This window comes from Stenotrophomonas sp. CFBP 13724 (assembly GCF_014841975.1).
GTDB classification, from domain to species: domain Bacteria; phylum Pseudomonadota; class Gammaproteobacteria; order Xanthomonadales; family Xanthomonadaceae; genus Stenotrophomonas; species Stenotrophomonas lacuserhaii.
Genome location: NZ_JACYUW010000003.1, coordinates 50,577 through 77,219 on the forward strand (window position 1 = coordinate 50,577; position 26,643 = coordinate 77,219).

General features: G+C 67.0%; 25 protein-coding genes and 1 riboswitch. Of the genes, 4 read left to right on the forward strand and 21 right to left on the reverse strand.

Going from position 1 to position 26,643, the window contains the following annotated elements:
- Positions 1-58 precede the first annotated feature (58 nt).
- The 5 genes from mmsB to IFT63_RS13845 are packed head-to-tail and all read right to left on the reverse strand — an operon-like array spanning position 59 to position 5,606.
- On the reverse strand, positions 59-949 hold the full coding sequence (gene mmsB, locus IFT63_RS13825; protein ID WP_192084676.1) for a 3-hydroxyisobutyrate dehydrogenase: 891 nt from the start codon (positions 947-949) through the stop codon (positions 59-61).
- Positions 946-2,127: an enoyl-CoA hydratase/isomerase family protein gene (locus tag IFT63_RS13830; RefSeq protein ID WP_192084678.1), complete on the reverse strand. Its 1,182-nt coding sequence runs from the start codon at positions 2,125-2,127 to the stop codon at positions 946-948. Before IFT63_RS13830 ends, mmsB begins: the two co-directional genes overlap by 4 nt.
- Positions 2,124-2,921 carry an enoyl-CoA hydratase gene (locus IFT63_RS13835; RefSeq protein WP_192084680.1) on the reverse strand — a complete coding sequence of 266 codons (798 nt, stop codon included), beginning with the start codon at positions 2,919-2,921 and terminating at the stop codon, positions 2,124-2,126. Before IFT63_RS13835 ends, IFT63_RS13830 begins: the two co-directional genes overlap by 4 nt.
- Positions 2,918-4,084, reverse strand: a complete 1,167-nt coding sequence (locus tag IFT63_RS13840) for an acyl-CoA dehydrogenase family protein (RefSeq protein WP_042613739.1) — start codon at positions 4,082-4,084, stop codon at positions 2,918-2,920. The genes IFT63_RS13835 and IFT63_RS13840 overlap by 4 nt, the downstream gene beginning before the upstream one ends.
- Positions 4,085-4,100: 16 nt before the next feature.
- On the reverse strand, positions 4,101-5,606 hold the full coding sequence (locus tag IFT63_RS13845) for a CoA-acylating methylmalonate-semialdehyde dehydrogenase (protein WP_042613738.1): 1,506 nt from the start codon (positions 5,604-5,606) through the stop codon (positions 4,101-4,103).
- A gap of 111 nt (positions 5,607-5,717) precedes the next feature.
- Here IFT63_RS13845 and IFT63_RS13850 point away from each other — a divergent pair, with 111 nt between their 5' ends.
- Positions 5,718-7,085: a short-chain fatty acyl-CoA regulator family protein gene (locus tag IFT63_RS13850; protein ID WP_192084682.1), complete on the forward strand. Its 1,368-nt coding sequence runs from the start codon at positions 5,718-5,720 to the stop codon at positions 7,083-7,085.
- Positions 7,086-7,240: 155 nt separating this feature from the next.
- On the opposite strand, the gene IFT63_RS13855 is transcribed toward IFT63_RS13850, so the two are convergent.
- The 12 genes from IFT63_RS13855 to IFT63_RS13910 all read right to left on the reverse strand — a co-directional run bounded on the left by IFT63_RS13855 (position 7,241) and on the right by IFT63_RS13910 (position 18,846).
- Positions 7,241-9,130, reverse strand: coding sequence for a patatin-like phospholipase family protein (locus IFT63_RS13855; protein WP_192084684.1), 1,890 nt, complete (start codon positions 9,128-9,130; stop codon positions 7,241-7,243).
- Between the two features lie 233 nt (positions 9,131-9,363).
- The gene (locus IFT63_RS13860; RefSeq protein ID WP_192084686.1) at positions 9,364-9,897 is read right to left on the reverse strand and encodes a lipocalin family protein; all 534 of its coding nucleotides are present in this window, start codon (positions 9,895-9,897) and stop codon (positions 9,364-9,366) included.
- Between the two features lie 11 nt (positions 9,898-9,908).
- The gene (locus IFT63_RS13865; RefSeq protein ID WP_192084688.1) at positions 9,909-10,982 is read right to left on the reverse strand and encodes a cyclopropane-fatty-acyl-phospholipid synthase family protein; all 1,074 of its coding nucleotides are present in this window, start codon (positions 10,980-10,982) and stop codon (positions 9,909-9,911) included.
- Positions 10,982-11,773, reverse strand: a complete 792-nt coding sequence (locus tag IFT63_RS13870; RefSeq protein ID WP_192084690.1) for a DUF1295 domain-containing protein — start codon at positions 11,771-11,773, stop codon at positions 10,982-10,984. The genes IFT63_RS13865 and IFT63_RS13870 overlap by 1 nt, the downstream gene beginning before the upstream one ends.
- On the reverse strand, positions 11,770-12,321 hold the full coding sequence (locus tag IFT63_RS13875) for a DUF2878 domain-containing protein (protein ID WP_192084692.1): 552 nt from the start codon (positions 12,319-12,321) through the stop codon (positions 11,770-11,772). Before IFT63_RS13875 ends, IFT63_RS13870 begins: the two co-directional genes overlap by 4 nt.
- 1 nt (position 12,322) lies before the next feature.
- Entirely contained in the window at positions 12,323-13,576 is a 1,254-nt protein-coding gene (locus IFT63_RS13880) for a cyclopropane-fatty-acyl-phospholipid synthase family protein (protein ID WP_192084694.1), read from the reverse strand.
- The gene (locus IFT63_RS13885) at positions 13,573-14,337 is read right to left on the reverse strand and encodes a DUF1365 family protein (RefSeq protein WP_192084696.1); all 765 of its coding nucleotides are present in this window, start codon (positions 14,335-14,337) and stop codon (positions 13,573-13,575) included. Before IFT63_RS13885 ends, IFT63_RS13880 begins: the two co-directional genes overlap by 4 nt.
- Positions 14,334-15,614, reverse strand: coding sequence for an FAD-dependent oxidoreductase (locus IFT63_RS13890; RefSeq protein ID WP_192084698.1), 1,281 nt, complete (start codon positions 15,612-15,614; stop codon positions 14,334-14,336). Before IFT63_RS13890 ends, IFT63_RS13885 begins: the two co-directional genes overlap by 4 nt.
- A gap of 1 nt (position 15,615) precedes the next feature.
- Positions 15,616-16,578, reverse strand: a complete 963-nt coding sequence (locus IFT63_RS13895) for an acyl-CoA desaturase (protein ID WP_192084699.1) — start codon at positions 16,576-16,578, stop codon at positions 15,616-15,618.
- 87 nt (positions 16,579-16,665) lie between these two features.
- The gene (locus IFT63_RS13900; RefSeq protein WP_192084701.1) at positions 16,666-17,439 is read right to left on the reverse strand and encodes an anti-sigma factor; all 774 of its coding nucleotides are present in this window, start codon (positions 17,437-17,439) and stop codon (positions 16,666-16,668) included.
- The gene (locus IFT63_RS13905; protein ID WP_052811945.1) at positions 17,436-18,005 is read right to left on the reverse strand and encodes a sigma-70 family RNA polymerase sigma factor; all 570 of its coding nucleotides are present in this window, start codon (positions 18,003-18,005) and stop codon (positions 17,436-17,438) included. The genes IFT63_RS13900 and IFT63_RS13905 overlap by 4 nt, the downstream gene beginning before the upstream one ends.
- Before the next feature lie 67 nt (positions 18,006-18,072).
- The gene (locus IFT63_RS13910; protein ID WP_192084703.1) at positions 18,073-18,846 is read right to left on the reverse strand and encodes a hypothetical protein; all 774 of its coding nucleotides are present in this window, start codon (positions 18,844-18,846) and stop codon (positions 18,073-18,075) included.
- A 96-nt stretch (positions 18,847-18,942) separates the two neighbouring features.
- A riboswitch (cobalamin riboswitch) is annotated at positions 18,943-19,174 on the forward strand.
- Positions 19,175-19,391: 217 nt separating this feature from the next.
- Here IFT63_RS13910 and metE point away from each other — a divergent pair.
- Together metE and pncA are read left to right on the forward strand one after the other, a co-directional pair.
- Positions 19,392-21,695, forward strand: coding sequence for a 5-methyltetrahydropteroyltriglutamate--homocysteine S-methyltransferase (metE, locus tag IFT63_RS13915; RefSeq protein ID WP_192084705.1), 2,304 nt, complete (start codon positions 19,392-19,394; stop codon positions 21,693-21,695).
- 177 nt (positions 21,696-21,872) lie between these two features.
- Entirely contained in the window at positions 21,873-22,499 is a 627-nt protein-coding gene (gene pncA / locus IFT63_RS13920) for a bifunctional nicotinamidase/pyrazinamidase (protein WP_192084708.1), read from the forward strand.
- Positions 22,500-22,599: 100 nt separating this feature from the next.
- Here the strand turns inward: pncA and purU are convergent, their stop codons facing one another.
- Together purU and IFT63_RS13930 are read right to left on the reverse strand one after the other, a co-directional pair.
- Positions 22,600-23,451 carry a formyltetrahydrofolate deformylase gene (purU, locus tag IFT63_RS13925; RefSeq protein ID WP_042613723.1) on the reverse strand — a complete coding sequence of 284 codons (852 nt, stop codon included), beginning with the start codon at positions 23,449-23,451 and terminating at the stop codon, positions 22,600-22,602.
- Between the two features lie 287 nt (positions 23,452-23,738).
- Entirely contained in the window at positions 23,739-24,017 is a 279-nt protein-coding gene (locus IFT63_RS13930) for a DUF2798 domain-containing protein (RefSeq protein ID WP_042613722.1), read from the reverse strand.
- Between the two features lie 125 nt (positions 24,018-24,142).
- On the opposite strand from IFT63_RS13930, the gene IFT63_RS13935 reads away from it, so the two are divergent.
- Complete coding sequence (locus IFT63_RS13935; protein ID WP_192084710.1) at positions 24,143-25,063, forward strand: LysR family transcriptional regulator; 921 nt, start codon at positions 24,143-24,145, stop codon at positions 25,061-25,063.
- A gap of 68 nt (positions 25,064-25,131) precedes the next feature.
- On the opposite strand, the gene IFT63_RS13940 is transcribed toward IFT63_RS13935, so the two are convergent.
- Both IFT63_RS13940 and IFT63_RS13945 read right to left on the reverse strand, forming a co-directional pair.
- Positions 25,132-26,007: a hypothetical protein gene (locus IFT63_RS13940; RefSeq protein WP_192084712.1), complete on the reverse strand. Its 876-nt coding sequence runs from the start codon at positions 26,005-26,007 to the stop codon at positions 25,132-25,134.
- 1 nt (position 26,008) lies between these two features.
- Entirely contained in the window at positions 26,009-26,548 is a 540-nt protein-coding gene (locus IFT63_RS13945) for a hypothetical protein (RefSeq protein ID WP_152620631.1), read from the reverse strand.
- Between the last annotated feature and the right edge of the window lie 95 nt (positions 26,549-26,643).

Consider the following 26,643-nt stretch of genomic DNA (forward strand, 5'->3'; position numbering starts at 1 on the left):
ACCGAGGCGCTGGGAGTAAGGCCCTTTCGCATGGCGACAGGGCCTTGCTCCGTTCTGGTTACTTTTCGTTGCTCACCAGCTGCACCACGCTGGAGAAATCCAGCTTGCCGCGGCCTGCCTGGTGGTTCATCGAATACAGGTTGCGCGCCAGCTCGCCGAGCGGAATCGAGGCACCCACGCTCATCGCCGCTTCGACCGCCAGGCCCATGTCCTTGAGCATCAGGTCGCTGCCGAAACCGCCGCTGTAACCGCGCGAAGCCGGTGCGTTTTCAAGCACCCCCGGCCACGGGTTGCACACTTCAGTGGCCCAGCTGCGGCCGGTGCTGACCGCCATCATCTGCGACAGCACCTTCGGGTCCAGCCCGTGTGCCACGCCCAGCGCGATGGATTCACCGGTGACCGCCATGATCACGCCCAGCGCCATGTTGTTGCACAGCTTGGCGACCTGGCCGGCGCCGCTGGCACCCACGTGGAAGATGTTCTTGCCCATCGCCTGCAGGTAGGGACGCGCGCGTTCCAGCGCGTCTTCTTCGCCGCCGACGATGAAGGTCAGCGTACCGGCGCTGGCGCCGGCCGTACCGCCGGAAACCGGCGCGTCCAGCATCTGCAGTCCGCGCGCGGCGGCGGCTTCGGCGACCTTGCGCGCAGTGGCCGGGGCGATGGTGCTGCAGTCGATCACCAGCGCACCGCCCGGGATATCGGCCAGCAGACCGTCATCACCGAGGTACACGCCTTCGACGTGGCGGCTGGCCGGCAGCATCGAAATCACCACTTCGGCATCGGCCAGCGTATCCAGTGCGGAGCTGGCTGCGGTGGCGCCTGCGTCGACCGCGGCCTGCACGGCGGCCGGCACCAGGTCGAACACCCGCACGGCGTGGCCGGCCTTGGCGAGGTTGGCGGCCATCGGCCCGCCCATGTTGCCCAGACCAATGAAAGCGATGCGACTCATGCGGGGGTCCTTTCAGGAGGGGTGGCTTCCAGATCGGCCAGCGGATGCTGGTCGGCCGGCCACGGGGAAATGAAGAAATCTTCGGCCCACGTCGCGCTGGCGTCGGACAGCGTGGCCGGGTTCCAATGCGGGGTGCGGTCCTTGTCGACCAGCAGCGCGCGGATGCCTTCAGCGAAATCGCCGTGTGCCGCGCAGTGCAGTGCCGCTACGTACTCCAGTCGATACACATCGGCCAGCGGTTCGTCCGCGCAGCGTGCCTGCAGGGCGAACGCAAGTCGCGCCGAGCCGGGAGCCCCGGCTGCCAGGGTCTTCTGCGCGGCCTGCAGCCAGGCATCCTCGCTTTCCATGGCGGTGATACGGTCTACGATCTTCTGCAGATCTTCGCCGTCACACAGCACGTCCACCAACCCGGCGTTGCGCTGCAGGGGCCCGGGCGCAGCCTCACTAGCGAAGCGTTGCAGCACGGTGGTGAGGTGGTGATGGTTGGCATTGCAGTCGGCTTCCCAGCCTGCCGCCAGCAACGCATCCAGCACATCGCCCCGGTGTGATTCGGCGACGTGCAGGTCCGCCAGCCCCGCAAAGAGAGCATCGCCGGGGTTGAGCAGCGCGCCAGTCAGCGCCAGGAAACGACCGCCGTTACCGGGCACGCGCGGCAGCAGCCAGCTGCCTCCCACGTCCGGGAACAAGCCCACGGTGATTTCCGGGAACGCCAACTTGGAGCGCTCGGTGACCACACGATGGCTGGCCCCGGACATCAGGCCGATGCCCCCGCCCATCACGATGCCATGACCCCAGCACAGGATCGGTTTGGCATAGGCATGGATCAGGTAATCGACGCGATACTCGACGTCGAAAAACTCAGCAGCGTAGGCGTTCTGGCGGATGTCGGCGTGGCCTGCCTGACGGTACGCCAGCATGCTCCGATACAGGCTGTGCAGGTCGCCACCGGCGCAGAACGCCTTCTCTCCGGCACCCTGCAGCACCACCATCGCAACGCCGTCGTCATTTGCCCACGTGCGCAGTTTCTCAAGCAGCAGGTGCGCCATCGGCAGCGAGAACCCGTTCAATGTCCGCGGCGCGTTGAGCGTGGCGATGCCGATGCGCATGCCGTTGGCCGCCACGCGCTCTTCGAACAGCACCGGCGCTTCGTCGACCACGATGTCGGTTTCCCGGCTCATGCGTTCTTCCACTGCGCGCTGCGCTTCTCCAGGAAAGCGCTCACGCCTTCAACCTGATCGGCGCTGTCGAACAGATCGACGAAGGCTTCGCGTTCTGCCACCAGCGCGGCGGCATGGGTGCCGGTGCGCGTGGACTGCACCAGGGTCTTGCAGGCGGCGATGCTGGTCGGGCTCTGCTTGCCGGCCTTCTTCGCCCATTCCAGCGCCAGTGCCTTGGCTTCGCCCTTGCCGGCCTTCTGCTCGGCCAGGCCGATGCGCACGGCAGTGTCGGCGTCGATCCGTTCACCGAGCAGGATCATCCGCTTGGCCCAGCCTTCACCGACCAGGCGCGGCAGGTTCTGGGTGCCACCGGCGCACGGCAGCAGGCCGACGGTGGCCTCCGGCAGCGCCACCTGGGCATGTTCTTCGATGATGCGCAGGTCACAGGCCAGCGCGCATTCCAGCCCGCCGCCCATCGCATAGCCGTTGATCGCAGCGATGGACACGCCTCGGAAGCCGGACAGCGCCTCGAAAGCTTCACCGAAACGACGCGCCGCTTCACGGGCAGCGCCCTTGTCACCCGATGCGAACTGGTTGAGATCGGCGCCGGCGGAGAAGAACTTCTCGCCCTCGCCACTGATCACCAGCGCATAGATGGAACGGTCCGCGTTCAACGCAGCGACCAGGTCGCGCAGTGCCGCCAGGCTGTGCACGGTCCAGGTATGCGCCGGCGGGTTGTGCAGGGTGATGACCGCGACGTGGCCATCGGCCTCGACCTTCAGGCCGACATGATCGTGGGTGCGCCAATCGTTCATCGCAGTTCCTCTTCGGTGTTGAGCAGGTGGCGGGCGACGATCACCCGCATGATTTCGTTGGTGCCTTCCAGGATCTGGTGCACGCGGCTGTCGCGCAGCAGGCGCTCGATCGGGTACTCGCGGATGTAACCGTAGCCGCCGTGGATCTGCAGCGCTTCGTTGCAGATGGTGAAGCCAGCATCGGTGGCGAACCGCTTGGCCATCGCACACCAGATATTGGCATCGCTGGCGCCGGCGTCGAGCTTGCGCGCCGCCGTGTGCACCATCTGGCGGGCCGCCACCAGTTCGATCGCCATGTCGGCCAGCTTGAACTGCAGGGCCTGGAATTCGGCCAGCGCCTTGCCGAACTGGCGGCGTTCGCCCATGTAGCGGCGGGCAGCATCCAGCGCTCCCTGGGCGGCGCCCAGCGAGCAGGCGGCGATGTTGATGCGGCCACCGTCCAGGCCCTTCATCGCCAGCTTGAAGCCGCCGCCTTCTTCGCCCAGCAGGTTGCCGACCGGCACCCGCACGTTCTCGAAGGTGATGCCGCGGGTCGGCTGGCTGTTCCAGCCCATCTTCTCTTCCTTGCGGCCGTAACTGATACCCGGCAGGTCGGCTGGCACGGCGATCGCACTGATCCCGCCCGCGCCCGCGCCGCCGGTACGCGCCATCACCACCAGCAGCTCGGTGGCACCAGCCCCGGAGATGAAAGCCTTGGAACCGTTGAGCACGTAGTCATCGCCATCGCGCACCGCGGTGGTCTTCAGCGACGCCGCATCGGAGCCGGCGCCGGGTTCGGTCAGGCAGTAGGAGGCCAGCTTGATGCCGGCCGCCAGGTCCGCACCCCAGGCCGCGCGCAGCGCCTGCTGGCCCCACGTGGACACCATCCAGGAGGCCATGTTGTGGATGCTCACGTACGCCGCGGTGGACGGATCCACGTTGGCGAGTTCCTCGATGACGACGGCGGCGTCCAGTCGGCTCAAGCCGCTGCCACCGACCTCGGGATCCATGTACAGGCCACAGAACCCGAGCTCCCCTGCCTTGGCGATCGCCTCGCGCGGAAAAATGCCCTCCGCATCCCACCGCGCCGCGTGTGGCGCCAATTCCGCCTGGGCGAAGTCACGCGCTGCCTCACGATAGGCCTGCTGCGCTTCTTCGAGTTCCGTCGTCATCGAGTTACTCATGGCTGGAACTCCGTTTTTACTTGAGGCTGATGGTGGTGTTGACGCCGTGGCTGAGCGTCTCGTCATCGAACCAGCGTGCGGTGATGGTCTTGGTCTGGGTGTAGAACATGACCACCTGCTTGCCGTACGGGCCGAGGTCACCCAGCTTGGACGCGCGCGAGCCGGTGAAGGAGAACAGCGGCACCGGCACCGGGATCGGCACGTTGATGCCGACCTGGCCGACGTCGATGTCTTCCTGGAACCTGCGGGCGGCGGCGCCGGACTGGGTGAACACCGCCGTGCCGTTGCCGTTCGGGTTGCTGTTGACCAGCGCGATGGCGTCATCGAGCGTTTCCGCTTCGAGGATCACCAGCACCGGCCCGAAGATTTCTTCCTGGTAGATGCGCATGTCGGTGGTGACGCCGGAGAAGATCGTCGGACCGACGAAGTTGCCCTTCTCGAAGCCGTCCACCTGCGGATTGCGGCCGTCAAGGTCCAGCGTGGCGCCCTGCTCCACGCCCGAAGCGATCAGCCCTTCCACGCGCTCACGTGCGCTGCAGGAGATGACCGGGCCGACATCGGTGCCGGCAACCGAACCGGCGCTGACCTTCAGCGTCTTCGCCTTGGCCACCAGGTCCGGCACCCACGAACGCGCCTCGCCCACCAGTACCAGCGTGGAGGCCGCCATGCAGCGCTGGCCGGCGGCACCAAAGGCGGCACCGACCATGGCGTTGAGGGTCTGTTCCTTGTTGGCATCCGGCAGCACGACGGCATGGTTCTTGGCGCCCATCATGCATTGCACGCGCTTGCCGGCCAGCGAGGCGCGGTTGTACACATGGGTGCCGACGCGGGTGGAACCCACGAACGAAACCGCCTTGATGTCGGGGTGGTCGCAGATTGCGTTGACCACTTCTTCGCCACCGTGCACCACGTTCAGCACGCCCTTCGGAATGCCGGCTTCCAGCGCCAGTTCGACCAGCCGCATGGTGACCATCGGGTCCTGTTCGGACGGCTTGAGCACGAAGGTGTTGCCGGTGGCGATGGCCATCGGGAACATCCACAGCGGGATCATCGCCGGGAAGTTGAACGGGGTGATGCCCGCGCACACGCCCAGCGGCTGCATCAGGGTGTAGGTGTCCACGCCGTTGGCCACGTTGTTGGCCAGCTCGCCCAGCTGCAGGTTGCCGATCGCCGCGGCGTGCTCGACCACTTCCAGGCCGCGGAACACATCGCCTTCGGCGTCCGGCACGGTCTTGCCCTGCTCGGCGCTGAGGGTGTGGGCCAGCTCGCTCATGTTCTCGCGGATCAGCTGCTGGTACTTCAGGAAGATGCGCGCGCGGGTACCGATCGGCGTCTTGCGCCAGGTCTTGAAGGCTTCCTTGGCGGCGGCCACCGCATCATCCACTTCGCTGGTGGTGGCGAAGGGCACCTGGGCCAGCACGTCCTGGGTGGCCGGGTTGACCACGTCCTGCCAGTGGGCGGTGGACGATTCGATGAACTGGCCATCGATCAACAGGCGGATACGGGGCGCTGCAACAGTCATGGCGGTACCGTGGGTCTCAGGGATGCTTGGCATTATTCACAGGCGACGACTCGATTTCCGGCCTGTCTACGCTTAATCTGGCCAACCGGAACGACGAAAGTTGTTAATCCTGTGAATCCTGATGCATCGCAACGCCAGCTCGGATTGCGCTTGGCCAAGCTGCGCGAGCAGCGTGGTTATACCCAGGCGCAGCTGGCACAGCAGCTGGGTGTGTCGGCCAGCTACCTGAACCAGATCGAGCGCAACAAACGGCCGCTGACCCCAGCGGTCCAGCGGCGACTGCGCGCGGTGCTGGGTGAGCTGGGCGATCTGTTCGACGCCGGCGGCCCCGCCGCGCTGCAGGAAGCACTGGGGCAGACCCTGCGTGATCTCGGCCTGGCCGATGTCAGCGCCAATGAACTGCGGGCACTGGCCGGCAACCTGCCGCAGGTCAGCCAGGCCCTGCTGGACCTGCACCGGCGACATCTGGCGCTGCGCGAACACGCCGCCGCGCTGGAGTTCCAGCTGGGTGAGCCCGGCGCCGGGATGAGCCTGCCGGCCGGTGACCAGGTGCGCGATTTCTTCAACCGCATGCACAACCACATCCCGGAACTGGACGCGTTGGCCGAGCGCCTGTTCGCCGAGTGGGGCCTGACCGTGGGCCACATGGCGCCGCGGCTGCGCCAGCTGCTGGCCGACCGCCACGGGGTGATGGTCGAGGTGGCCCCGCTGCAGGCCGGGCGGGAGAAGCGCGTGATGGACACCCAGGCGCGCACGCTGTGGCTGCCGGACTACCTGGAAGCGGGCCAGCAGGCGTTCCAGATGGCCGCCGAACTGGCGCTGCGCGGCCATGCCGAACAGGTGGATGCGGTGATCGAGCGGGCTGGTTTCCGCGATGACGAGCGCATCGCGCAGGCACGTATCGGCCTGTCCAACTACTTCGCCGGCGCGCTGGTGATGCCGTACGGCCCGTTCCTGCGTGCGGCCGAGTCCAGTGGCTATGACATCGAACTGCTGGCACACCAGTTCGGCGTGGGCTTCGAGGCGGTCTGCCACCGCTTGAGCACGCTGGCGCGGCGCAGTGCACCAGGCCTGCCGTTCTTCTTCATCCGCGTGGACCGGGCGGGCAATGTGTCCAAACGGCATTCGGCCACCGATTTCCACTTCTCGCAGGTCGGCGGCTCGTGTCCGCTGTGGATCGTGTACGAGGCGTTCAACCAGCCTGGGCGCATCCTCACCCAGACCGCGCGCATGCCCGATGGGCGACGCCATTTCTGGCTGGCGCGGCAGGTCAGCAGCGGGCCGGTCGGCCACGGCCAGCCGCGCAAGACCTTCGCGGTGGCGTTGGGCTGCGACCTGCAGCACGCCGAGCGGCTGGTGTACACGCGTGGGCTGGATATCCAGAGCCCGGGCAATTCGGTGTCGATCGGCCCCGGCTGCCGGGTGTGCCCGCGCGAAGACTGCATGCAGCGCGCGTTCGCGCAATTGCCTGGGCGCTAGCGCGCCCGGCGATTGCCCGCGCATTCCTCCTTATCCCCCGGCCCTACGGCGCTGCCCCCTTGAACAACAAGGGGGCCCTGCTCCAGAGGGAACGGTAGGGACGGCCGCTGGCCGTCCAACGGCAGGACGGAATGACGGCCAGCGGTCGTCACTACCTAGTAGATCGGGGTGACTTTCATCTGCGGCAGCGGGCGCGGGGCGCCGTCGGTGAGGTCCGGACCGCAGTCGTCCCAGCTTGCACCCTGCTCCACCATCAGCGCGTACAGCGCCTGCGATGCGCGACGCTTTTCCTGCGATCCCAGCGGATACGATGGCGGTGCCGGTTGCCCTGCCGCGACGCTGGCATAGGCGGCGCGGTAGGCCACCACCTGCTGGCCCGCGTCATCGGTGCGCGACACTTCCAGCGTGTAGCGCTGGTAGGCCGAAGCGGCATTGCGCCAACGTATCCAATAGTGGTTCTCGAAGGAGAAGCGGCAGAAACGCTCGCCGGCCAGCGTGCCCTTCTGCGCGATGCGACCGAGCACCTCCTGCGGCATGTCCAGGTTCATGCCGCCTTCGTTGCCTTCCAGGGCGACGTGCACGATGCGGTCGCGGTAGCCGGGCGCGCGGGCCTGCAGCAGATCGCGCCAGTTCTGCATGGTGGCGACGATGGCAAACAGGAAACGGGTCAGCTCGGTGGCGGCCATTGGTGAGGCGATATCGCGGTAACCGCGCTGCCAGCGTTCGCGATTGCCGGTTGGCAGTACCACCGCGCGTTCCAGGGCCTGCTGCGCATCGCCCGCTTCGGACGCTTCCCGCGCATCGCCGGGGTAAACCAGATTGATGGCGAAGGTCGGCCAGCGCGGCAGCGCGGCGTCGAACAGATGGATCGGGAAATTGCTGCTGATACCACCGTCGGAGAACCAGCATCGGCGGTAGCCGGCGATCGATGAGCCTGCTGCGATCGTTCCCTGCTGCCCCCCGCTGGCCAGGCCCTCCATGCTGTCGGCCACGTTTTTCCCGCCACGTCCGGGCTCGGCACGGTTGCCCTGCGCGGGTGCAGAGTGGCGCGCCGGCTCATGCAGCGGCACCGCACTGATCAGCAGCGGAAAGCTGAGGCTCATCCGCGTGGCGACCAGCACCGGCAAATGGCCTTCCGGCGGCAGCCGGTAGTACAGCCTTCCGTCGACCTGCTCCGGTGCGCCGGCATCAGCCACCAGCCAGTCCACCACGCTGCGCGGAAACAGGCGGTCGAACTCTTCGCGCAGGAACCAGAAGCGCGCTTCGGAGAACGGCAGGGTGCGCGGCTCGTTGTGCGACACGCAGGTACTGATCATCTGCAGGGTGATGGCCCGGTCGTCCTGCGGTTCGTCCGCATAGCGCGGCGCGGCGTGCAGGTCGGCGAAGGTCAGCGGCTGGTCGTCTGGTTTGCCCGACAACCGCTGCAGCGCATCGTGCAGCCAGTCGGTCAGCGCGGGGCGCCGTGGGTCCTCGCTGCGGCCATTGCACAGCCCGAGCAGGTTGCCACGGGCCACCCGCGCCACCCGCAGCAGCGCGCCGGCCACGCCCGCGCCATAGGCGCACAGCAGCGAAGGCAGGAGCGCAGCCAGCATGCCCGCTACGCCGCCGGCGCCATAGCCGATGCCCAGCAGCAGCAACAGCGAAAGCAGTACTTCCAACGGTGCGATGGTGAACACCGCCGCCAGCAGGCACAGCAGTTTGCGGGGCCAACCCGCATGGCTGGCAAGCACCACCAGCAACCGGTACGCCGCGCGCGCGCCGCGGGCAGGCTGGAACAACCCATGGATGAACCCACGCGTGGACAGCTGGGCCGACACAGCGGCCAGTCCCTCGAACCCGGCCTGCGGCCCCACCGCCTCGCCCGCCTGGCGACGGCGATCACCTAGCGCGGCAGCCGCAGCCACCGCCGCCGCGATCGCCCCGGCCGAGGTGCCGCCGATGCTCTTGAAACGGTATTCCCTGGCCAGCGCCAGCACCGCATTGGGATACACGATGCCGCTGGTGATGCCGCCCTTCATGACCAGATCGCAGTACTTGGCTGCCATGGGCCGACCCTCTGCTGGATTCGACCCTGATTATGGCAAGAGCGCCTCTCACCGCATGAGATGCCTGACGCATTTCGCAGGCAAGGCGGCGCCCCGGTAGTGACGGCCGCTGGCCGTCATGCTCGTGCCCTCGGCGGGTGACGACCGTTGGTCGTCACGCTGTTGCCCTTGCCGCTGCGCTCGCCGAGCATGGCTCGGCGCTACCAGGCAACGACGGCGAAGGCCGCGGCGGGTCAGCGCTCCGACTGCGGCACCTTGCGGATCTTGCTCGTGTCGTAACCCATCGCGGCGATGCGCTCGATGGCCTGCTGGTAGTCGGCCGCGCTGACCTGTGGCGTGCGCGCCATGTACCACACGTAGTCACGCTTGCTGCGCGCCACGATGGTCTGCTGGTAGTCCGCATCCAGCCAGGAAATCACGTACTCGGCCTGGATCGGCCAGATGAACTGCATGCCCCACACCGCGCCGTTGCCTTCCTCCTCCACACGACCCACCGGATGCATCGTCTTCAGCGGTGCATCGAAGCTGCCCTTGCGGTAGGTGAAGGTGGTCTGGATGCGCCCGTCAGGTCGCAGTGCATAGCGTTCTACCGAATCAAACGCCTTGCGTTCAATGAAGGTGGGAATCTGCGCGATGACATACCAATCCCCCATGAAGCGCGGCACGTCCACCGCGCTCGCGCGGGGCAATGGACGTTCCGGACTGGACGAACAGGCACTGGCCGACAACGCCATCGCGATCACGGGAAGCAGGCGGGAAATACGCATGGTGTTCTCCTTCAACGGGGACGGAACAGGTAGTGGGCCACCAGCCATTGCTGGCCATTCTCGTAACCGAACAGTTCGGCGCAGGCCATCCAGAACATCCGCCAGCGCTGGAACCACAGCGGGGCGGCAGCGTCTCCGTAGGTCTGCCGCAGCACCGGCATCACCGCATCGCGCTGGCTGTCCTGGTTCTGCAGCCAGTGGTTGGCCGTGCGCTGGTAGTGCGTGCCATCCAGCAACCAGCGCTGCTGCAGCTGCAGGTCGTGCTGGAAGTGCAGCAGCGTATCCGCTGCCGGCATCAGGCCACCGGTGAAGAAGTGCCGCCCCATCCAGTTGTCCTCGCCCTCGGTTTCAAAGGGATACATCGCGGTGCGATGCACGAAGATATGCACGAACAACGCCCCATCACTGCGCAGCCAGCCGGCGATCCGGCCCAGCAGGCGGTCGTAGTTGCGCATGTGTTCGAACATCTCGATGGACACCGCGCGGTCAAAGGAGTTAGCGGGCAGGTCCAGCTGGTTGACGTCGCGGGTCAGCACCTGCACGTTGCGCAGCCCGCGTGCCTGGCACTGCGCCTCGATGTGCGCACGTTGCCCGTGCGAATTCGACACCGCGGTGATGCGTGCGTGTGGATAGCGTTCGGCCATCCACAACGTCAGCGATCCCCAGCCACAGCCGAGTTCCAGGATGTCCTGTCCATCGGCCAGCCCGGCACGCTCCGCATACAGTTCCAGCATCGCCTCTTCGGCCTGGTCGAGCGTCTCCGTGCCGGTGCGGTAGTAGCAGCTGCTGTATTTCAGCCGCTTGCCCAGGCACGCTTCGAAGAACGCTGCCGGTACCTCGTAGTGCTGGCGGTTGGCCGCATCCACGTGCAGGGCCAACGGGCTGCCCGCCAGCTCGGCGATGCGCTGGGAAAAGCGCAGCGCCTGGGCTTCGGTGCCGCCTTCGAACTCCTCACGCAGGCGTTGCGCGCACTGGCGGCGGATACCGTAACGCAGCAGCGCGTCCGGCAGCAGCCCGCGTTCGGCCAGGCCGGTCAGCCCCGCGGCATGGTCCGGCAACGGCAGGCTCTGGAATTGGGTGCTCATCAGCGCAGCTCCTTGGATGTAGCGGATTTCCTGGGGAACCAGGGGAAGATCATCGAGGTGGTGCGCTGGTATTCACGGTAGTCCTCGCCGCGGCTGCGCAGCGCCCGTTTTTCAGTGAACGGCACACCGCTCAGCCAGCGCAGGAACACGTACATCACCACCGGCCCGGCGCAGGCCAGCCACCACAGCGGGGAACCCACGGCCAGCAGCACATAGGTGAACCAGTGCAGCCATTCGAAGAAGTAGTTGGGATGCCGGGAATAGCGCCACAGGCCTTCGCGGCAGGTGCGGCCCTTGTTCGCCGGATCGGCCCGGAAACGTGCCAGCTGGCGGTCGGCCAGGCTCTCCCCACCTACGCTCAGCAGCCACATCGCCACTGCTGCCAGCACCCAGCCGATACCATCGCCGCGCGGGTTCTGCGCCACCGCGATGAACGGCAGGGCGAACAGCACCACCAACAGCGCCTGGGCCTGGAAGAAGCCGAAGATCTTGCCCTGGTGGCCCTGCCAGTGAGCGCGCAGGTAGCGGTAGCGGCCGTCCTCTTCTTCGCTGCGCACGCGCTGCCACAGGTGCAGTGCCAGGCGGGCTCCCCACAGCCCGCCCAGCACGCCCAGCGCCAGCCGCGGCAGCAGCGCGCCCTCCCCCAGCAGCGCCAGAAGCAGCGCGGCGGCGGCCACGCTCTTGGCCCACAACACGTCCACCACGCCGATGTTCCGGTGCCGGCGTTGCCACCACCAGCCCCACGTCATCACCACGGCGGCATACAGCCACACCCACCACAACAGCTTCATCGTGTCTCTCCTGTTTCCATGGGGTCAGCGTGGTGTGCCGGCTGCCAGCGCCGCGCGCAGGTGGCCAGCAGCGGCAGCGCGAGCGCCCAGCCGATGCCCAGCAAGGCGATGCCCTGCCAGGCCGGCTTGGCGAAACTTACCGAAGAAAATCCCCGCGCGGCCGAGACATAGGCCAGGGGGGCCAGCAGCAGGCCGACCAGCACGGCCAGCCGCCACCGGCGCTGCAGGGCAGCGAAAGAGACGGTCAGGGTCATCGCGAACGATGCCCACAACGCAAGGATCCAGACCGGCGCCAGCCCGCGTTCGGCATTGCCTGCGGCATACACCACCCGTCCGGAAGCACCGGCCACGCCGTCCACCGCCAGCCCGCAACCGATCGCCAAGGCGATCAGCTTCAGGTCCACCACCGGGTGCGGGGACAGCAGCAGCTGGCTCAGCACATAGGCCGCCGCCGCCAGCAGCCCCGGCCAGTACAGCCCGCGTCCGGCACCGGCCACCGCGCAGAACCACACCAGCTGGTTGCCGATCAGGTTGCCCCAGAAATGCATGTCAGTAGGCTCCGGCCAGCGGCGGGGGACGGTAGCCCGGTCGCGCCAGCAACAGCTGCGACACGCCGATCGAGCGCTCCAGGAAGCCGCCTTCGCAGTACGCGAGATAGAACTCCCACAGGCGGATGAAGTCTTCATCGAAGCCTTGCGCGCGCACCGCTGGCAGCTGGGCGAGGAAGCGCTCGCGCCAGGCGCGCAGTGTCAGTGCGTAGGACTGTCCGAAATCCATCTGGCCGATCAGCTGCAGGTCACTGCTGCGGGTCTTGGTCGCCAGCATGGCGTTCAGCGAGGGGATGAAACTGCCGGGAAACACGAAGCGCTTGATGTAGTCCACGCTGCGCCGCGCCTGCTGGTAGCGCTCGTCTTCGATGGTGATCGCCTGCAGCAGCGCCAATCCTTCCGGCTTCAGCAGGCGGGTCAGCGTGGCGAAATAGATCTGCAGGTACTGCGCGCCGATCGCTTCGATCATCTCGATGGACACCAGCTTGTCGTACTGGCCATCCAGGTCGCGATAGTCCTTCAGCAGCAGGGTCACCCGATCGTGCAGCCCCGCTGCCTCGATGCGCTGGCTGGCCAGCGCGTGCTGCTCCACCGATATGGTGGTGGTGGTGACACGGCAGCCGATGTGGCGTGCCGCGTACAGCGCGAACCCGCCCCAACCGGTACCGATTTCCAGTACGTGGTCGGTGGGCTTGAGCTGCAGCTGTTCGCAGATGCGCGCGAGCTTGCGCTGCGATGCCGCATCCAGCGTATCGCCGTCTTCGAACAGCGCCGAGGAATACATCAGGTCCTTGGAAAGGAACAGCGAGAAGAACGGATTGCCCAGGTCGTAGTGCGCGGCGATGTTGCGTCGGCTGCCTTCACGGGTGTTGCGGCGCAGCTGTGCCCAGGCTTTCAGCGCCCAGCCACCGATCCGCGCCGGACCGCGTTCCACGCCGTCGAGCAGCTCGCGGTTGCGCACCAGCAGCTGCACCAGCGCCACCAGGTCGTCGCAGCGCCAGTGGCCACGGATGTAGCTTTCGCCGGCGCCGACGCTGCCTTGGGTCGCCACCGCGCGAAAGAACGCCGGGTCATCGATGGTCACCGTCACCAGCGGGCCGCTGCCCTGCGCGCCGAGCACCACCTCGCCCAGTGCGTCGCGGACCCGCAGGCGGCCGTCACGCAGCGCGCCCAGCTTGGCCAGCAGCTGGCGGCGCAGGAAAGCATCCAGGCGCCCGGGCCGTGGCAGGGCCATGCAGTGGCTCATGTCGTTCATTGGTTTTTTCCAGCAAGCGAAGGATGGTCGTGGACCGGATTGCGTTTCAGCCACAGGCGCATCGCCTGCCAATGGATCGCGCCGACCACCTGCAGGGTCATCAGCGGGTGGCGGGCGAGCACCATGGCCAGCCCGCGGCCGTCCAGCGCGCGGCGCTGCATCGACTGGGTCGCATCGAACTGGCGCTGGCCGTCGCGCCATACCTGCATGTGCACGCGCAGGTCGTCGCCGGGCACGGTGAAGCGCCAGTCGTAACCGCAGTCCATCTGCATGAACGGCGAAACATGGAACTGTTTGTCGAAGCGCCATCGCAGCGCGCGGCCACGCGCTTGCGCATCGGCAACCGGCAACACGTAGGCATGGCGTTCCTTCCATGGCGTGTTGGTGATCTCGGCGACGATGCACTCCAGTGTTTCGTCAACCGCATGGCAGTAGTAGAAGCTGACCGGATTGAACACATGGCCAGCGTGGCGCAGGTGGGCGAGCAGGCGCACCGGACCCAGCGGACGGTGGCCAAGCGCGCCCTGCGCGCGGTCGCGCACGGCTTCGGCCAGCGGTTGGTCGGGATCACCCAGGTAATCGCTGCGGCGGAACTCGACCAGGTTGCGGCGACCCACCGACCACAGCCAACGCCGGTCGAACACGCGGTCCACGTCGTCCAGGTCCAACAACAGCTGCGCGATCGGATAGCGGAAGGCGTGCGCGTGCGGCAGGTGCCTGCGGTGCACGACCTCGCCACGATAGATCGCACTGGCGCTCACGCGGTGGTTTCCTCGTGACGCGGCCAATGCCTTTGCATGCTCACGTCGTGCAGCGCATCCACCACGCGCCGCGCACTGCGGATGCCATCTTCGTGGAAGCCCCAGCCCCAATACGCACCGGCGAACCAGGTATGTCGGCGTCCCTGCACCTCATGCCAGCGCCGCTGCGCACGGACCATGGCGTGGTCGTGCACCGGGTGCGCGTAACGCAGGCGACGCAACACCTTGGACGGGTCGATCGCCTCACTGCGGTTGAGCGTCACCAGCAGCGGGGTGGGCGTGTCCAGGCCCTGCAGCAGGTTCATGCAATAGGTCACCGTACAGGCCTGGGCCGGATCGCGCGGCACGTGCGCGTTCCAGGCCGCCCACGCCGCGCGGTTGCGTGGCAACAGACTGGCATCGGTATGCAGCACGACCTCGTTGGGCTGGTAGCGGATGGCACCGAGCACGCTGCGTTCCAGCATGTCCGGATCCTGCAGCAGCCACAGTGCCTGGTCACTGTGGCAGGCCATCACCACGTGGTCGAAGCCTTCCGCGCCCGCTGCGGTGTGCACCAGCACGCCATCGGCCAGCCGTTCCACCGCCAGCACCGGGCACTCCAGCCGCTCGCGCACGTGCCAGCGTTGACGCAGCGCGTCCACGTAACGCGCCGATCCGCCCTGCACCACCCGCCATTGCGGGCGGCCCGTCAGCTGGAGCATCTGGTGGTTGGCCATGAACTGCACCAGGTAGCGCGCCGGGAAGTCGCGCACGCGGGTGGCCGGCGAGGACCAAAGGGCCGATGCCATCGGCAGCAGGTGCTCTTCGATGAAGGCCTCGCCGTAATGATGGTCGTTGAGGTACTGGCCCAGCGTCGGCCCGGCCTCGTCGCCCCGCAACAGGGCCGGCGCCTCGCGGTAGAAGCGCCGCAGGTCCGCCAGCATCCCCCAGAACCGCGGCGACAGCAGGTTGCGGCGCTGGCAGAACAGCCCATTCAACGAGGTGGCGTTGTACTCCACCCCGCTGCGTTCGCTGCGGGCGGAGAAACTCATCGTGGTCGGCTGCGAGGCGACACCGAGCTCGTCGAACAGCCCGCTCAGCAGCGGATAGTGCTGCGGGTTGAACACGATGAAGCCGGTGTCCACCGATACTGCGCGGCCATCCACCTGCAGCGCGTGGGTGTGGGTGTGGCCACCGAGGTAATCGTTGGCCTCGAACAGGGTGACCTCGTGCTGCGGGTCCAGCCACCATGCGCTGGCCAGTCCGGCAATGCCCGAACCAATGACGGCGATGCGCATGTCAGTCCTTTGCCTTGGCCAGCACCCAGGCAGGCACTGGCTTGAGCCCGTGCACCAGCCGCAGCGACTGCATCAGCCGCAGGCCGTACCAGGTGATGTCCACTTCCCACCAGCGGAAGCCCTGGCGCGCGGTACCCGGGAAGAAGTGATGGTTGTTGTGCCAGCCTTCGCCGAAGGTGAGCAGGGCCAGCCACAGGTTGTTGCGGCTGTCATCGCCGGTGTCATAGCGCTGCCGGCCGAAACGGTGGGCCAGGGAGTTGATGGTGACCGTGGCATGGAACAGCACCACGGTGGAGACGAAGAAGCCCCAGACCAGCATCTGCGGGCCGCTGGTATCCAGCGACGGTGCCACGTGCTGCAACAACGCGCCCAGTCCATACAACGCCGCGGCCAGCGCGACCGGCACCAGCGTGTCGAAACGGTCCAGCCAGCGCAGTTCCGGGAAGCGGGCCAGGTCGGGGATCCGCGCCCAGTCGGTGCGGAACCCTTCGCGGGTCAGGAACCAGCCCATGTGGCTCCACCAGAACCCGTGTTCCCGCGGCGAATGCGGGTCCAGCGGCTGGTCCGCATGGCGATGGTGGCTGCGGTGGTGCGCAGCCCACCACAACGGCCCGCGCTGCACGCTGGACGCGCCGATGGCCGCGAACAGGAACTGCACCGGACGCGAAGTCTGGAAGGTCCGATGGGAGAAGTACCGGTGGTAGAAGCCGGTGATGGCGAACATCCGCACCGCGTACAGCAGCGCGGCCACGGCCACCGCCACCCACGACACACCCACCCATATCACCGCCACGCAGGCCAGGTGCAGGCCCACGAACGGCAGCGCGCGCAGCCAGTCGATGCGCTTGCCATCGGCTTCGGCGGCGTCGGCAGCGCTGGGTTCCCTGGCGGCGGTGTCGAACCAGCGCAACAGGGTGGACCAGCGCCGCGGGCGGGGCGGCGGTACTGCGGGTGTGGCCGACATCGCGCATCCCTCCTGGATCTACTGACAGGAGATACGGAGCCAGCCGCCCCGTGGATGCAGCTTCCGGAAAATAAATTCTGCGGACCGTTACAGGTTGGCGATGTCTCCCTTGGCGACCACCGGACCACTGGGCGCCGGATGCGGCGCGCCCGCCGACGGTTCCAGGGTGATCGCCAGTACCGAACCGTTGACCAGCACCGAACGCAGCGCGGCCGGTACGTCCACGGTGTGGGCGCGGTCGTTGGAGACCAGGCCCAGCGACACCGGCGCGCCGCCGGCCGGGATCACCCACAACTCGGGCGCGCGGCCCTGGACATCCGGCGCGGACGGCACCGGCACCATCAGCACCTTGCCCAGCGTGGCATCGACCGAGGCCAGCCAGCCGGCACGGCCATCGTCATGCAGCAGCGGAGTAACCGGGCGCGTCGCCTGCTCCGGCTCGACCGCCGGGGTCGGTGCCGGGGTAACGGCCACCGGGGTGGGTACGGGGGCATCCGGTGCCGGACGGGTGAACACCGCGACCAGCGCCAGCGCGGCAGCCAGTGCGGTGGCACCCTGCCAGAAGCCGGTACGCTGCCACGGACGCGCGTTCGGGGCGGCGTCGAAGGTCGCCCAGCCCAGTTCGCGACGCACGCGCAGCCACACATGGGCCGGCACCGGGGCGCTGCCCACTTCTTCCAGCAGCGGCGCCAGTCGTTGTTCCCATTGATCGACCAGCCGCGCGAAACCCGCGTCGGAACTGATGCGCTGCTCGGCCTCGCGGCGTTGGGCGGCGTCGAGCACGCCCAGCACGTACTCAGCGGCCTGCTGGTCGGCGCTCGGCGGCTGCCCGTCTTCGTGGTGGAGGTCGCGGATGTTCATGGTTCCAGGCACACCCGAAGCTGGGCCAGGCCACGGCGGATCCAGCTTTTCACCGTACCCAGCGGAGTGGCAAGGCGGCGCGCCAGTTCATCGTGGCTGGCGCCGTCAAGGAAGGCGGCGCGGATCAGGCTGCGCCGGCGCGGCTCCAGCGCCTGCATGCAATCCTGCAGCCGCGCGTCTTCATCATTGCGTTCGGCCAGCTGGGCCGGCTGCAGGTCACCATCGGGCAGTTCCTCTGCGATGGACACATCGTCGAGCGCCCGCGGCGGTGCAGCGCGCAGGCGGTCGATGGACCGGTTGCGCGCCAGCATCGACAGCCAGGTCATCGCCGAAGCCTTGCCGGGATCGAAGCGCGAGGCTTTGTGCCAGACGGTCACGAAGACCTCCTGCAGCACGTCTTCGGCTTCGCCACGGTCACGCAGCAGGCGCAGGCAGATCGCGAAAAGTCGTCCCCCGGCTTGCTGGTACAGCGCTTCAAAGGCATCGCGATCCTGCGTCGCCACCTGTTCGAGCAGGGCGTCGAATCGGCGCGCGTCGGCACCGTCGGGGGCGTCCGGCTGGGGCATTGCAGGCTCCGCGTGGTACAGGGGCAGACCTGCATCCTCCTTGCTCGGCGCGCATACCGCAAGTCCATCATCGCGTGCATGACGCCACCAGGGCTTGGGTGCGTGCGGCGGCAAGCTCACCTTCGCTGACGGGCTGCGGCGCGCCGGGGAAGCGGACGCGCACCTGCGGCCAGCCGCCATCGGCATCGCGCACGTTGCCGGTGCCTTCGAACTGCAGCAGCCGCCGATCGGCACGCGCGTAGACCAGATTGACCGCCGGCACCGCGAAGCCGAACCAGGCATCCAGCTGCATCTGCAGCTGTTCAGCCGGCTGGCCCTGCCAGGCCACCGCTCCGACCCGGCGCAGCTTCACCGGCACCCAACGCTGGCGGCTGGTGAGCAGGAACGGCAAGGCCACCGTATCGCCCTGCAGCAGCGCGGACCAGTGCGCACGCACGGCCGCATCGAATCCCGCGTCGATCACTCCGCCGCCAGGCATCTCCAGGATCTTGGCTGCGTCGGCTGCACCGCTGGCGGCGCGGATGCTGACCCGGCGCCGCGTGCCCTGGGCCTGTACGGCCTCGCGGCGTCCATCGCGGCCATCGATGAACTCGAAATCCGGCGCCTGCGCATTGGCGGCGGCCGGCATCCATTTGCGCGCGAACGGGCCCCCGTCATTGCAGCGGTACAGCACCAGCCGCGCCTGCTGCGCGCCCACGTCCTGCAGATAATGGGTTTCGCGGTACAGCGCGCGGCCCCCCGTCGGCGCCAGCGCCTCGCCTTCCACGCGCAGCACCGCGGCACCGGCAGGTGAAGCAGCGGCGGCAAGCAACAGCAGGCAGGGCAGCAAAAGGGAGCGCATGGCAGGGTCCGCAGGGGGCTCATGGACAGGTACGCAGCGGGCGGCGCATTGGATGCAGTGCGCCGCCAGCCCCTTGACCGATGCCGCGCTTGGGCCTACCTTGTGCTCGCCGAAGGTACCCATCGCTTCATGCGAATGAAAGGATGGATTTAAACGGGAATCCGGTGACCGTGCCCCGTGCACGCATTCCGGAGCTGCCCCGCAGCGGTGAATGGAAACGACCTCCGCCAACAGCACTGGGCCACGGCCTGGGAAGCGGCGGACACTAGGTGGGCGGCAACGCCCGTGTCCAACAGCCCGAATACCGGCCCCGGCCGGAGGACCTGAGCGTCCTTCGATTCGACCTGGAATCTCCGCGGGGAGGTTGCCCGGCCCATGCCGTCCCGTCACCAGCGGGACGCGTCGGCACGTGCGCCTGTCCACGGCATCCGGTTCGCCCGCGGGGGCGAAGGTCGCTGGCAGGAGGGACGTGGGCCGGAAACGGCGCGCGGCGCCCTGCAGTTCCTTCGTTCCTCAATGCCGACATGCAATGAGGACACGCTGCAATGACCACCGTTACCAACCTGGGTTTTCCCCGCATCGGCGCCAAGCGCGAACTGAAGCGGGCCCTTGAACGCCACTGGAGTGGCGAGGATGACATCGCCACCCTGCAGGCCAGCGCCGCCGCGCTGCGTGCACGGCACTGGAGGCTGCAGATCGAGGCCGGCGTGGACGTGCCGCCGAGCAATGATTTCAGCCTGTACGACCAGGTGCTGGATACCGCCTTCCTGTTCGATGCGCTTCCTGCACGTTACCGACAGTTGGCCGCTGGCGAGCCGCTGGCCGCCTACTTCGCGATGGCCCGCGGCCTGCAGCGCGATGGCATCGACCTGCATGCGCTGGAGATGACCAAGTGGTTCGACACCAACTACCACTACCTGGTGCCGGAACTGCAGGCCGGGCAGGCGTTCGCGCTGCGCGGTGACAAACCGCTGGCCGAATTCCGCGAAGCCAAGGCGTTGGGCATCCACACCCGCCCGGTGCTGCTGGGGCCGGTGAGCTTCCTGCTGCTGTCCAAGACCACCGATGGTTCGGCCGCGCTGGACCTGCTGGATGCGCTGCTGCCGTGCTACGTGGACCTGCTGGCCCAGCTGGAAGTGGCCGGCGCGGACTGGGTGCAGCTGGACGAGCCACTGCTGGTACAGGATCTGGACGCGGCCGCCCGCGCCGCATTTGAACGCGCCTATGCCGTGCTGGGCGCGAAGGCGGCTGCACGACCGAAGCTCCTGCTGGCCACTTACTTCGGCGCGCTGGATGACAACCTCGGTCTTGCCGCCAGCCTGCCGGTGGACGGCCTGCACGTGGACCTGGTGCGCGCGCCGGAACAGCTGGACGCCGTGCTGCAGGCGCTGCCCGCCGGCCGCGTGCTGTCGGCCGGGCTGGTCAACGGCCGCAACATCTGGCGCACCCAGTTGGACAATGCGCTGATCCTGGCGCGCTACGCGCAGACCGATCGCGGTGCGGACCTGCTGTGGCTGGCCCCGTCGTGTTCGCTGCTGCATTCGCCGGTGGACCTTACGCTGGAAAAGAAACTGGACGGGGAACTGCGTAGCTGGCTGGCGTTCTCACGGCAGAAGCTGGAAGAACTGCGCGTGCTGGCCGATGCGTTGGACGGCAAGCCGTCCGCGGACGCCGGGCTGGGCGCCAACCGCGAGGCGCTGGAGGCCCGCCGCCGCTCGCCGCGCGTGCACAACCCGGCCGTCGCCGCGCGCCTGGCCAGCCTGTCCGCCGCCGATGCCCGGCGCCATGGCAGCTACCCGCAGCGCCGCCTGGCGCAGCACGCCGCGCTGCAGTTGCCGCTGCTGCCCACCACCACGATCGGCTCGTTCCCGCAGACCCTGGACGTGCGCGAAGCACGCGCCCGGCACAAGTCCGGCAAGCTGTCGCTGGCCGACTACGAGGCCTTCCTGGAGCAGCAGACCGCGCACTGCGTGCGCGTGCAGGAAGCGCTGGGACTGGACGTGCTGGTGCACGGTGAGTTCGAGCGCAACGACATGGTGGAATACTTCGGCGAGCAGCTGGAAGGCTTCGCTTTCACCGGCAACGGCTGGGTGCAGAGCTACGGCTCGCGCTGCGTGAAACCGCCGGTGATCTTCGGCGATGTCAGCCGTCCGCAGCCGATGACCGTGCGCTGGTCGCAGTATGCCCAGTCGCTCACCCGCAAGCCGATGAAGGGCATGCTGACCGGTCCGGTGACGGTGCTGCAGTGGTCGTTCGTGCGCGACGACCAGGAACGCGACGCCACCTGCCGGCAGATCGCGCTGGCACTGCGCGATGAAGTGAATGATCTGGAGGCGGCGGGCATCGGCGTGATCCAGGTCGACGAGCCGGCGATTCGCGAAGGGCTGCCGCTGCGCCGCGCGCAATGGCGCAGCTACCTGGACTGGGCGGTGGAATCGTTCCGGATCAGCACCAGCGGGGTGCGCGATGCCACGCAGATCCACACGCACATGTGCTATTCGGAGTTCAACGACATCATCCACTCGGTGGCGGCGATGGATGCCGATGTCATTTCGATCGAGACCTCGCGTTCGCGGATGGAGCTGCTGGATGCCTTCGTGCGCTTCAACTATCCCAACGAGATCGGGCCGGGCGTGTATGACATCCACTCCCCGCGCGTGCCGGACAAGGCGGAGATGGTGGACCTGCTGCGCAAGGCGTTGGCGGTGCTGAAGCCGGAACAGCTGTGGGTGAACCCGGATTGCGGCCTGAAGACCCGCGGCTGGCCGGAAACCCGTGCGGCACTGGAAGCACTTGTAGCGGCCGCGGCCGAACTGCGCGCCGAGCACGCCGAGGCCAGCGTGGCCTGACAAAGAAGGTGGGGTAGAGCCGACTTCAGTCGGCTGGGCATTCCGCACGGTGGTGGCTGGCAGCCGACTGAAGTCGGCTCTACCTCTTCGGTTCCGCCCTTTCGGCTCTACCCCTTCGGCCCTACCCTGCGGGCTTTCGTGCCGGTACGCTGCGTGCTCCCCTGCACGGATTTTCCCATGATGCCCCCGCCCGCCCACGTGGCCCTGATCGTGGTGGACCTGCAACCGGACTTCATGCCCGGCGGCGCGTTGGCCTGTGCCGATGGCGATGCGCTGGTCGCACCGATCGCCGCGCTGCTGGCCGAGCGCCGCTACCGCACCGTGGTCGCCACCCAGGATTGGCACCCGGTCGACCATGCATCGTTCGCCAGCCACTACGCCGGCCAGCAGCCGTTCGCGCAGATCCAGCTGCACGGCCATCCGCAGACCCTGTGGCCCGACCACTGCGTGCAGGGATCACCCGGCGCCGCGCTGCATCCCGGCGTGGACTGGAATGCCGCTGACCTGGTGCTGCGCAAAGGCACCCGTCCGCGGGTGGATTCGTACAGCGCGTTCCGCGAGAACCACGGCCCGGAAGGGTCGCGCCCGGCAACTGGTCTGGCCGGCTGGTTGCGCGAACGCGGCATCAGCGAAGTACATGTGTGCGGACTGGCGCGCGACTACTGCGTGTTGTGGACCGCACAGGACGCGGCCAGCGCCGGCTTCGCCGTGGGCTTCCACTGGGACCTGACCCGACCGGTCAGCGCCGACAACGACGACGCCACGCGCCAGGCATTGGCAACGGCAGGCATCGCGCTGCTTTGATCGCACCCGGTAGCGCCCGGTAGCGCCGAGCCATGCTCGGCGGATTCCATCCGGCATCGTAATGCCCGCCACACATCGCCCTGCTCTGATCGCGCCGGCGCTACCGGAACACCACCGTACGATGCCCGTTGAGCAGGATGCGATGCTCCACATGCCGGCGCACCGCACGCGCCAACACCTGCGATTCGGTGTCGCTGCCCAGACGCACCAGCTCGCGCGGGGTCATCGCATGATCCACGCGGGCCACGTCCTGTTCGATGATCGGGCCTTCGTCCAGGTCTTCGGTCACATAATGCGCAGTGGCACCGATGATCTTGACCCCGCGTGCGTGCGCCTGGTGATACGGCTGCGCCCCTTTGAAGCTGGGCAGGAAGCTGTGGTGGATGTTGATCGCACGGCCCGCCAGCGCGCGGCACAGCGTCGGCGAGAGGATCTGCATGTAGCGCGCCAGCACCACCAGGTCGATCTTCTCGCGCTCGACCAGATCGATGATCTGGCGTTCCTGCACCTCGCGCGTTTCCGCGCTCACCGGCAGGTGATGGAACGGAATGCCATACGACGCCGCCAGCGGTGCGAAGTCGGCGTGGTTGGAGGCCACCGCGGCGATGTCCACTTTCAATTGGCCACTGTGGGCGCGGAACAGCAGGTCGTTGAGGCAGTGGCCCTGCTTGCTGACCAGCACCAGCAGGCGTGCCCGGCGGCGGCCGTCGTGCAGTTGCCAGTCCATGCCGTAGTCGCTTGCCAGCGCCTGCATCGACGCCTGGACCGTATCCAGCGGCAGGCCGGCATCACGGTCGAAATGCACGCGCAGGAAGAAGCGCCCGCTCTCCTCGTCGCCGAACTGCTGGGCGTCGAGGATGTTGCAGCCGTGGTCGTACAACAGGCCGGACACGCGGTAGACGATACCGGTGCGGTCCGGGCAGGACAGAGTGAGGATGGAGTCGGGTCGCATCCGGCCAAGTCTAGGGCAGCCTGCTGCGCTGCGGAATAAATGCTCTCAGATGCAACTGCATCGCCCGGTAGTGACGGCCGCTGGCCGTCGTGCCTCCGCCGTTGGTGGGTGACGACCGTTGGTCGTCACGCTCCTGCCTTCCGCTGCGCTCGCCGAGCATGGCTCGGCGCTACCGATTTCCCCCGGTAGTGACGGCCGCTGGCCGTCATGCCTCTGCCGTTGGTGGGTGACGACCGTTGGTCGTCACGCTTCCGCCTTCCGCTGCGCTCGCCGAGCGTGGCTCGGCGCTACCGATTGCGCTCAGGCGGATGCACCGTCAGTGCCACCAGCCGCAGCACCAGCGGGCGCACCACCAGCACGCAGCAGAACGCCACCGGCATCGCCAGCAGATAGGCCTCCAGCACGCGGCCCAGGTAGGCCTCGTCCACCCCCGCATGCGCGGCAGTGATCACCAGGCACATCAGCATCGCCATGATGCCGGCCATGAAAAAGGCGAAGACATAGGGCGTAGCGCGATGGCCGAACTTCAGCCCGCGGCGGGCCGGCAGTACAGTGGAATCGGTCATGGGTGGTGGTGGGCGTGCAGGAACAGCCTTCCAGCATGCCCGACGCGCCGCGCGGCTGCAGCCCCTGCGCGCTTGGGGCAGTCCGAAGCAGAACTTTGCCCCCGGCCATGGCAGGCTGTGCGGTCATGAACCTGCTCCAGCTCATCCGCACCTTCACCCGCACCGCCGAAGCCGGCAGTATCGCCGGCGCCGCGCGCGCACTCGGCATCAGCGCCACGGCCGTCGGCCAGAACATCAGCCGGCTGGAGGCGCACCTGGGCGTGCGCCTGTTCAACCGCAGCACCCGTTCGCTGTCGCTCAGCGAAGCCGGCGCGCTGTACCTGGCCAAGGTGCAGCACATCGAAGCGGAGCTGGCCGGCGCACAGGCCGCGATCAGCAGCGGCGACATCGAACCGGCAGGCCCGCTGCGCATCGGCTGCAGCCGCGCGTTCGGGCGCCACGTGCTGGCGCCGATGCTGCCCGCGCTGCAGCGCCGGTATCCGCAGTTGCAGCTGGAACTGCGGCTTTCCGACCGCGCCGTGCGCCACGCCGAAGAGTCGGTGGACGTTAGCATCCGCATCGGCGCACAACTGCAGGATGGGCTGGTGGCACGCCCGCTGGCGCGCATCCCGTTCGTGTTCTGCGCCGCACCGTCCTATCTGGAACGGGCGGGCACCCCGACCTCACCGGAGCAGCTGGCGAGTCACCGCGCGCTGCTGTTCCGCTTCCCTGCCGACGGCCGTCCGCTGCGCTGGGGGCTGCTCGGCGAACAGGGCCGTGTCGAGGCGACGATGCAGCCCGGAATGATCTGCGACGACATCGATGCCCTGGCCGAACTGGCCGCGGCCGGCGGCGGCATCACCCGGCTGTCCGCCTTCGTCGCCGAGCCCTATCTGCGTGATGGCCGCCTGCAGACCGTGCTGGCCGACGACCCAGCGTGGCGACCGGAACCCATGGAAATGTACTTCTGCCTGAGCGACCGGCGCGACTTCACCCCGCGCATCCGCGTGCTGTTCGAGCACCTGCAAGCGGGATTGCCGGTGGCATGGCAGGTGCCGGCGGGATGAGGGTCAACGGGCGGACGGACGACGATGTTCCTGTTCGAAGGAGCTATGAGAAAGATGGCTCGTATGCGTCAGTCCCCATGAACGAGCTCGCCCCAAGCTTCATGAAGGAGCCTCCCATCATCTTTCCAACCCGAGATTGATCGAACCAATTTTCCATCGTGGAGGATATGAAAGACCGGGGTCTCATAGGCATCGAATGGCCCCCATCCTTGCGCGCCCGCCTGAAACACAATGGGAAGTTCCGGGTGCAGTAAATTCCATTCACGCACCGCTGCGTCGCCGTACCAGCCTGCTTCACGCTGCACAACCATTCTTAGCCGACTGCGCAGATCATCCCAGCGTTTCTGGTTTGCTATCGCTGCCGAAGCACGGCGGGAGAACCCGCAAAGAGGATGCACCATTGCTACCAGCTGCCATCCTTGGCGGCTTTCCCATTGAGTCCACTGAAGGTTGCCGTTCGAAACCGGTACAAGGACCCCTTGCTGAGACATTTTCTTACCCAGTATCCGCGGCAGCGTTCGCTTGAAGGGCATGAGGTGGCTAGCCAATGCATCAGCCTCCTCGAAGTGACGCGTGGCAATAAGGATATCCCTCAGCGCACCGTCACCCTTCTTTGTGCCCATGTCTTTGGCCTTCAGTGCGGAATGCAGGCATCGCACTCGAGCCAACCACTCTTCATTGGCGGTGTATCTAGCGATGTGAACGCTCGCCATATAGATTTCTTTCAGAACCGATGTATCTATACGTGCGCATTCATCGCTAAAAGCCTCAGGAGCGACCTCACTGTCATAGGCTCTGAGCATCGCGCTCAGTCGCTCCTTGGGCTCAAGGCCTAACCGTTCCTGCTCAATACCCGCGATGCGCTGGTCCAGGGGCAGCATTGACTCGCCAATGCCTGCGATAAGAAAAGCACCCCAAAGACCAGCTGACATCAGCGGATTCATTTCAGCATCCGCCCATGCAAATTTTGTGGCTACTGATTGAGCAGGTTGAACTACCAGTGCACTCGTATCCGGGATGGTCAAGGAACAACGATGGAGTTAAGGAATGCATCACTCGTTCATCATCCGCCGTCCTGATTTCAAGGTCGGGAAGCAGCCTGAGCGTACGCTGTGCGCCGAACAGTGCTAACAGGCGGTATGCCTGGGTGGCTGTCAGCTCCGCTTGCACGTCTGCATAGCTGTAGCTGACCAGACCTGCGTGGTTGAACTTCAATGACGATACAAACCGAGCCCTAGCTTCGTCTGAAAGGTCAAGCAACGGTGACGTGGCGGGCATATCTACGAGATAATCCTGCAATTGTACTTCGCTATGAATGGGCGCGAACCGTTGCTCAATGGTGCCCGTGATCTCCGCCGGATTAGATGCATTTGCCATCAGCGCGAATGATGTGGCGGCAACGGTTATCAAAGTGATGAGTACATTTCTACGAATCATGCCCATACCCTTTCGATAGGTCTGCACGTTGGTGTGCGGAGTAAACATGAAGGATCTGGCGCGTTCGAATTCAGCTCTGAGTCACGATATGGGGCAATCCTGCTCAAAGCGCCTAAACGATTGATGGTCGTCCCTACTGGTCG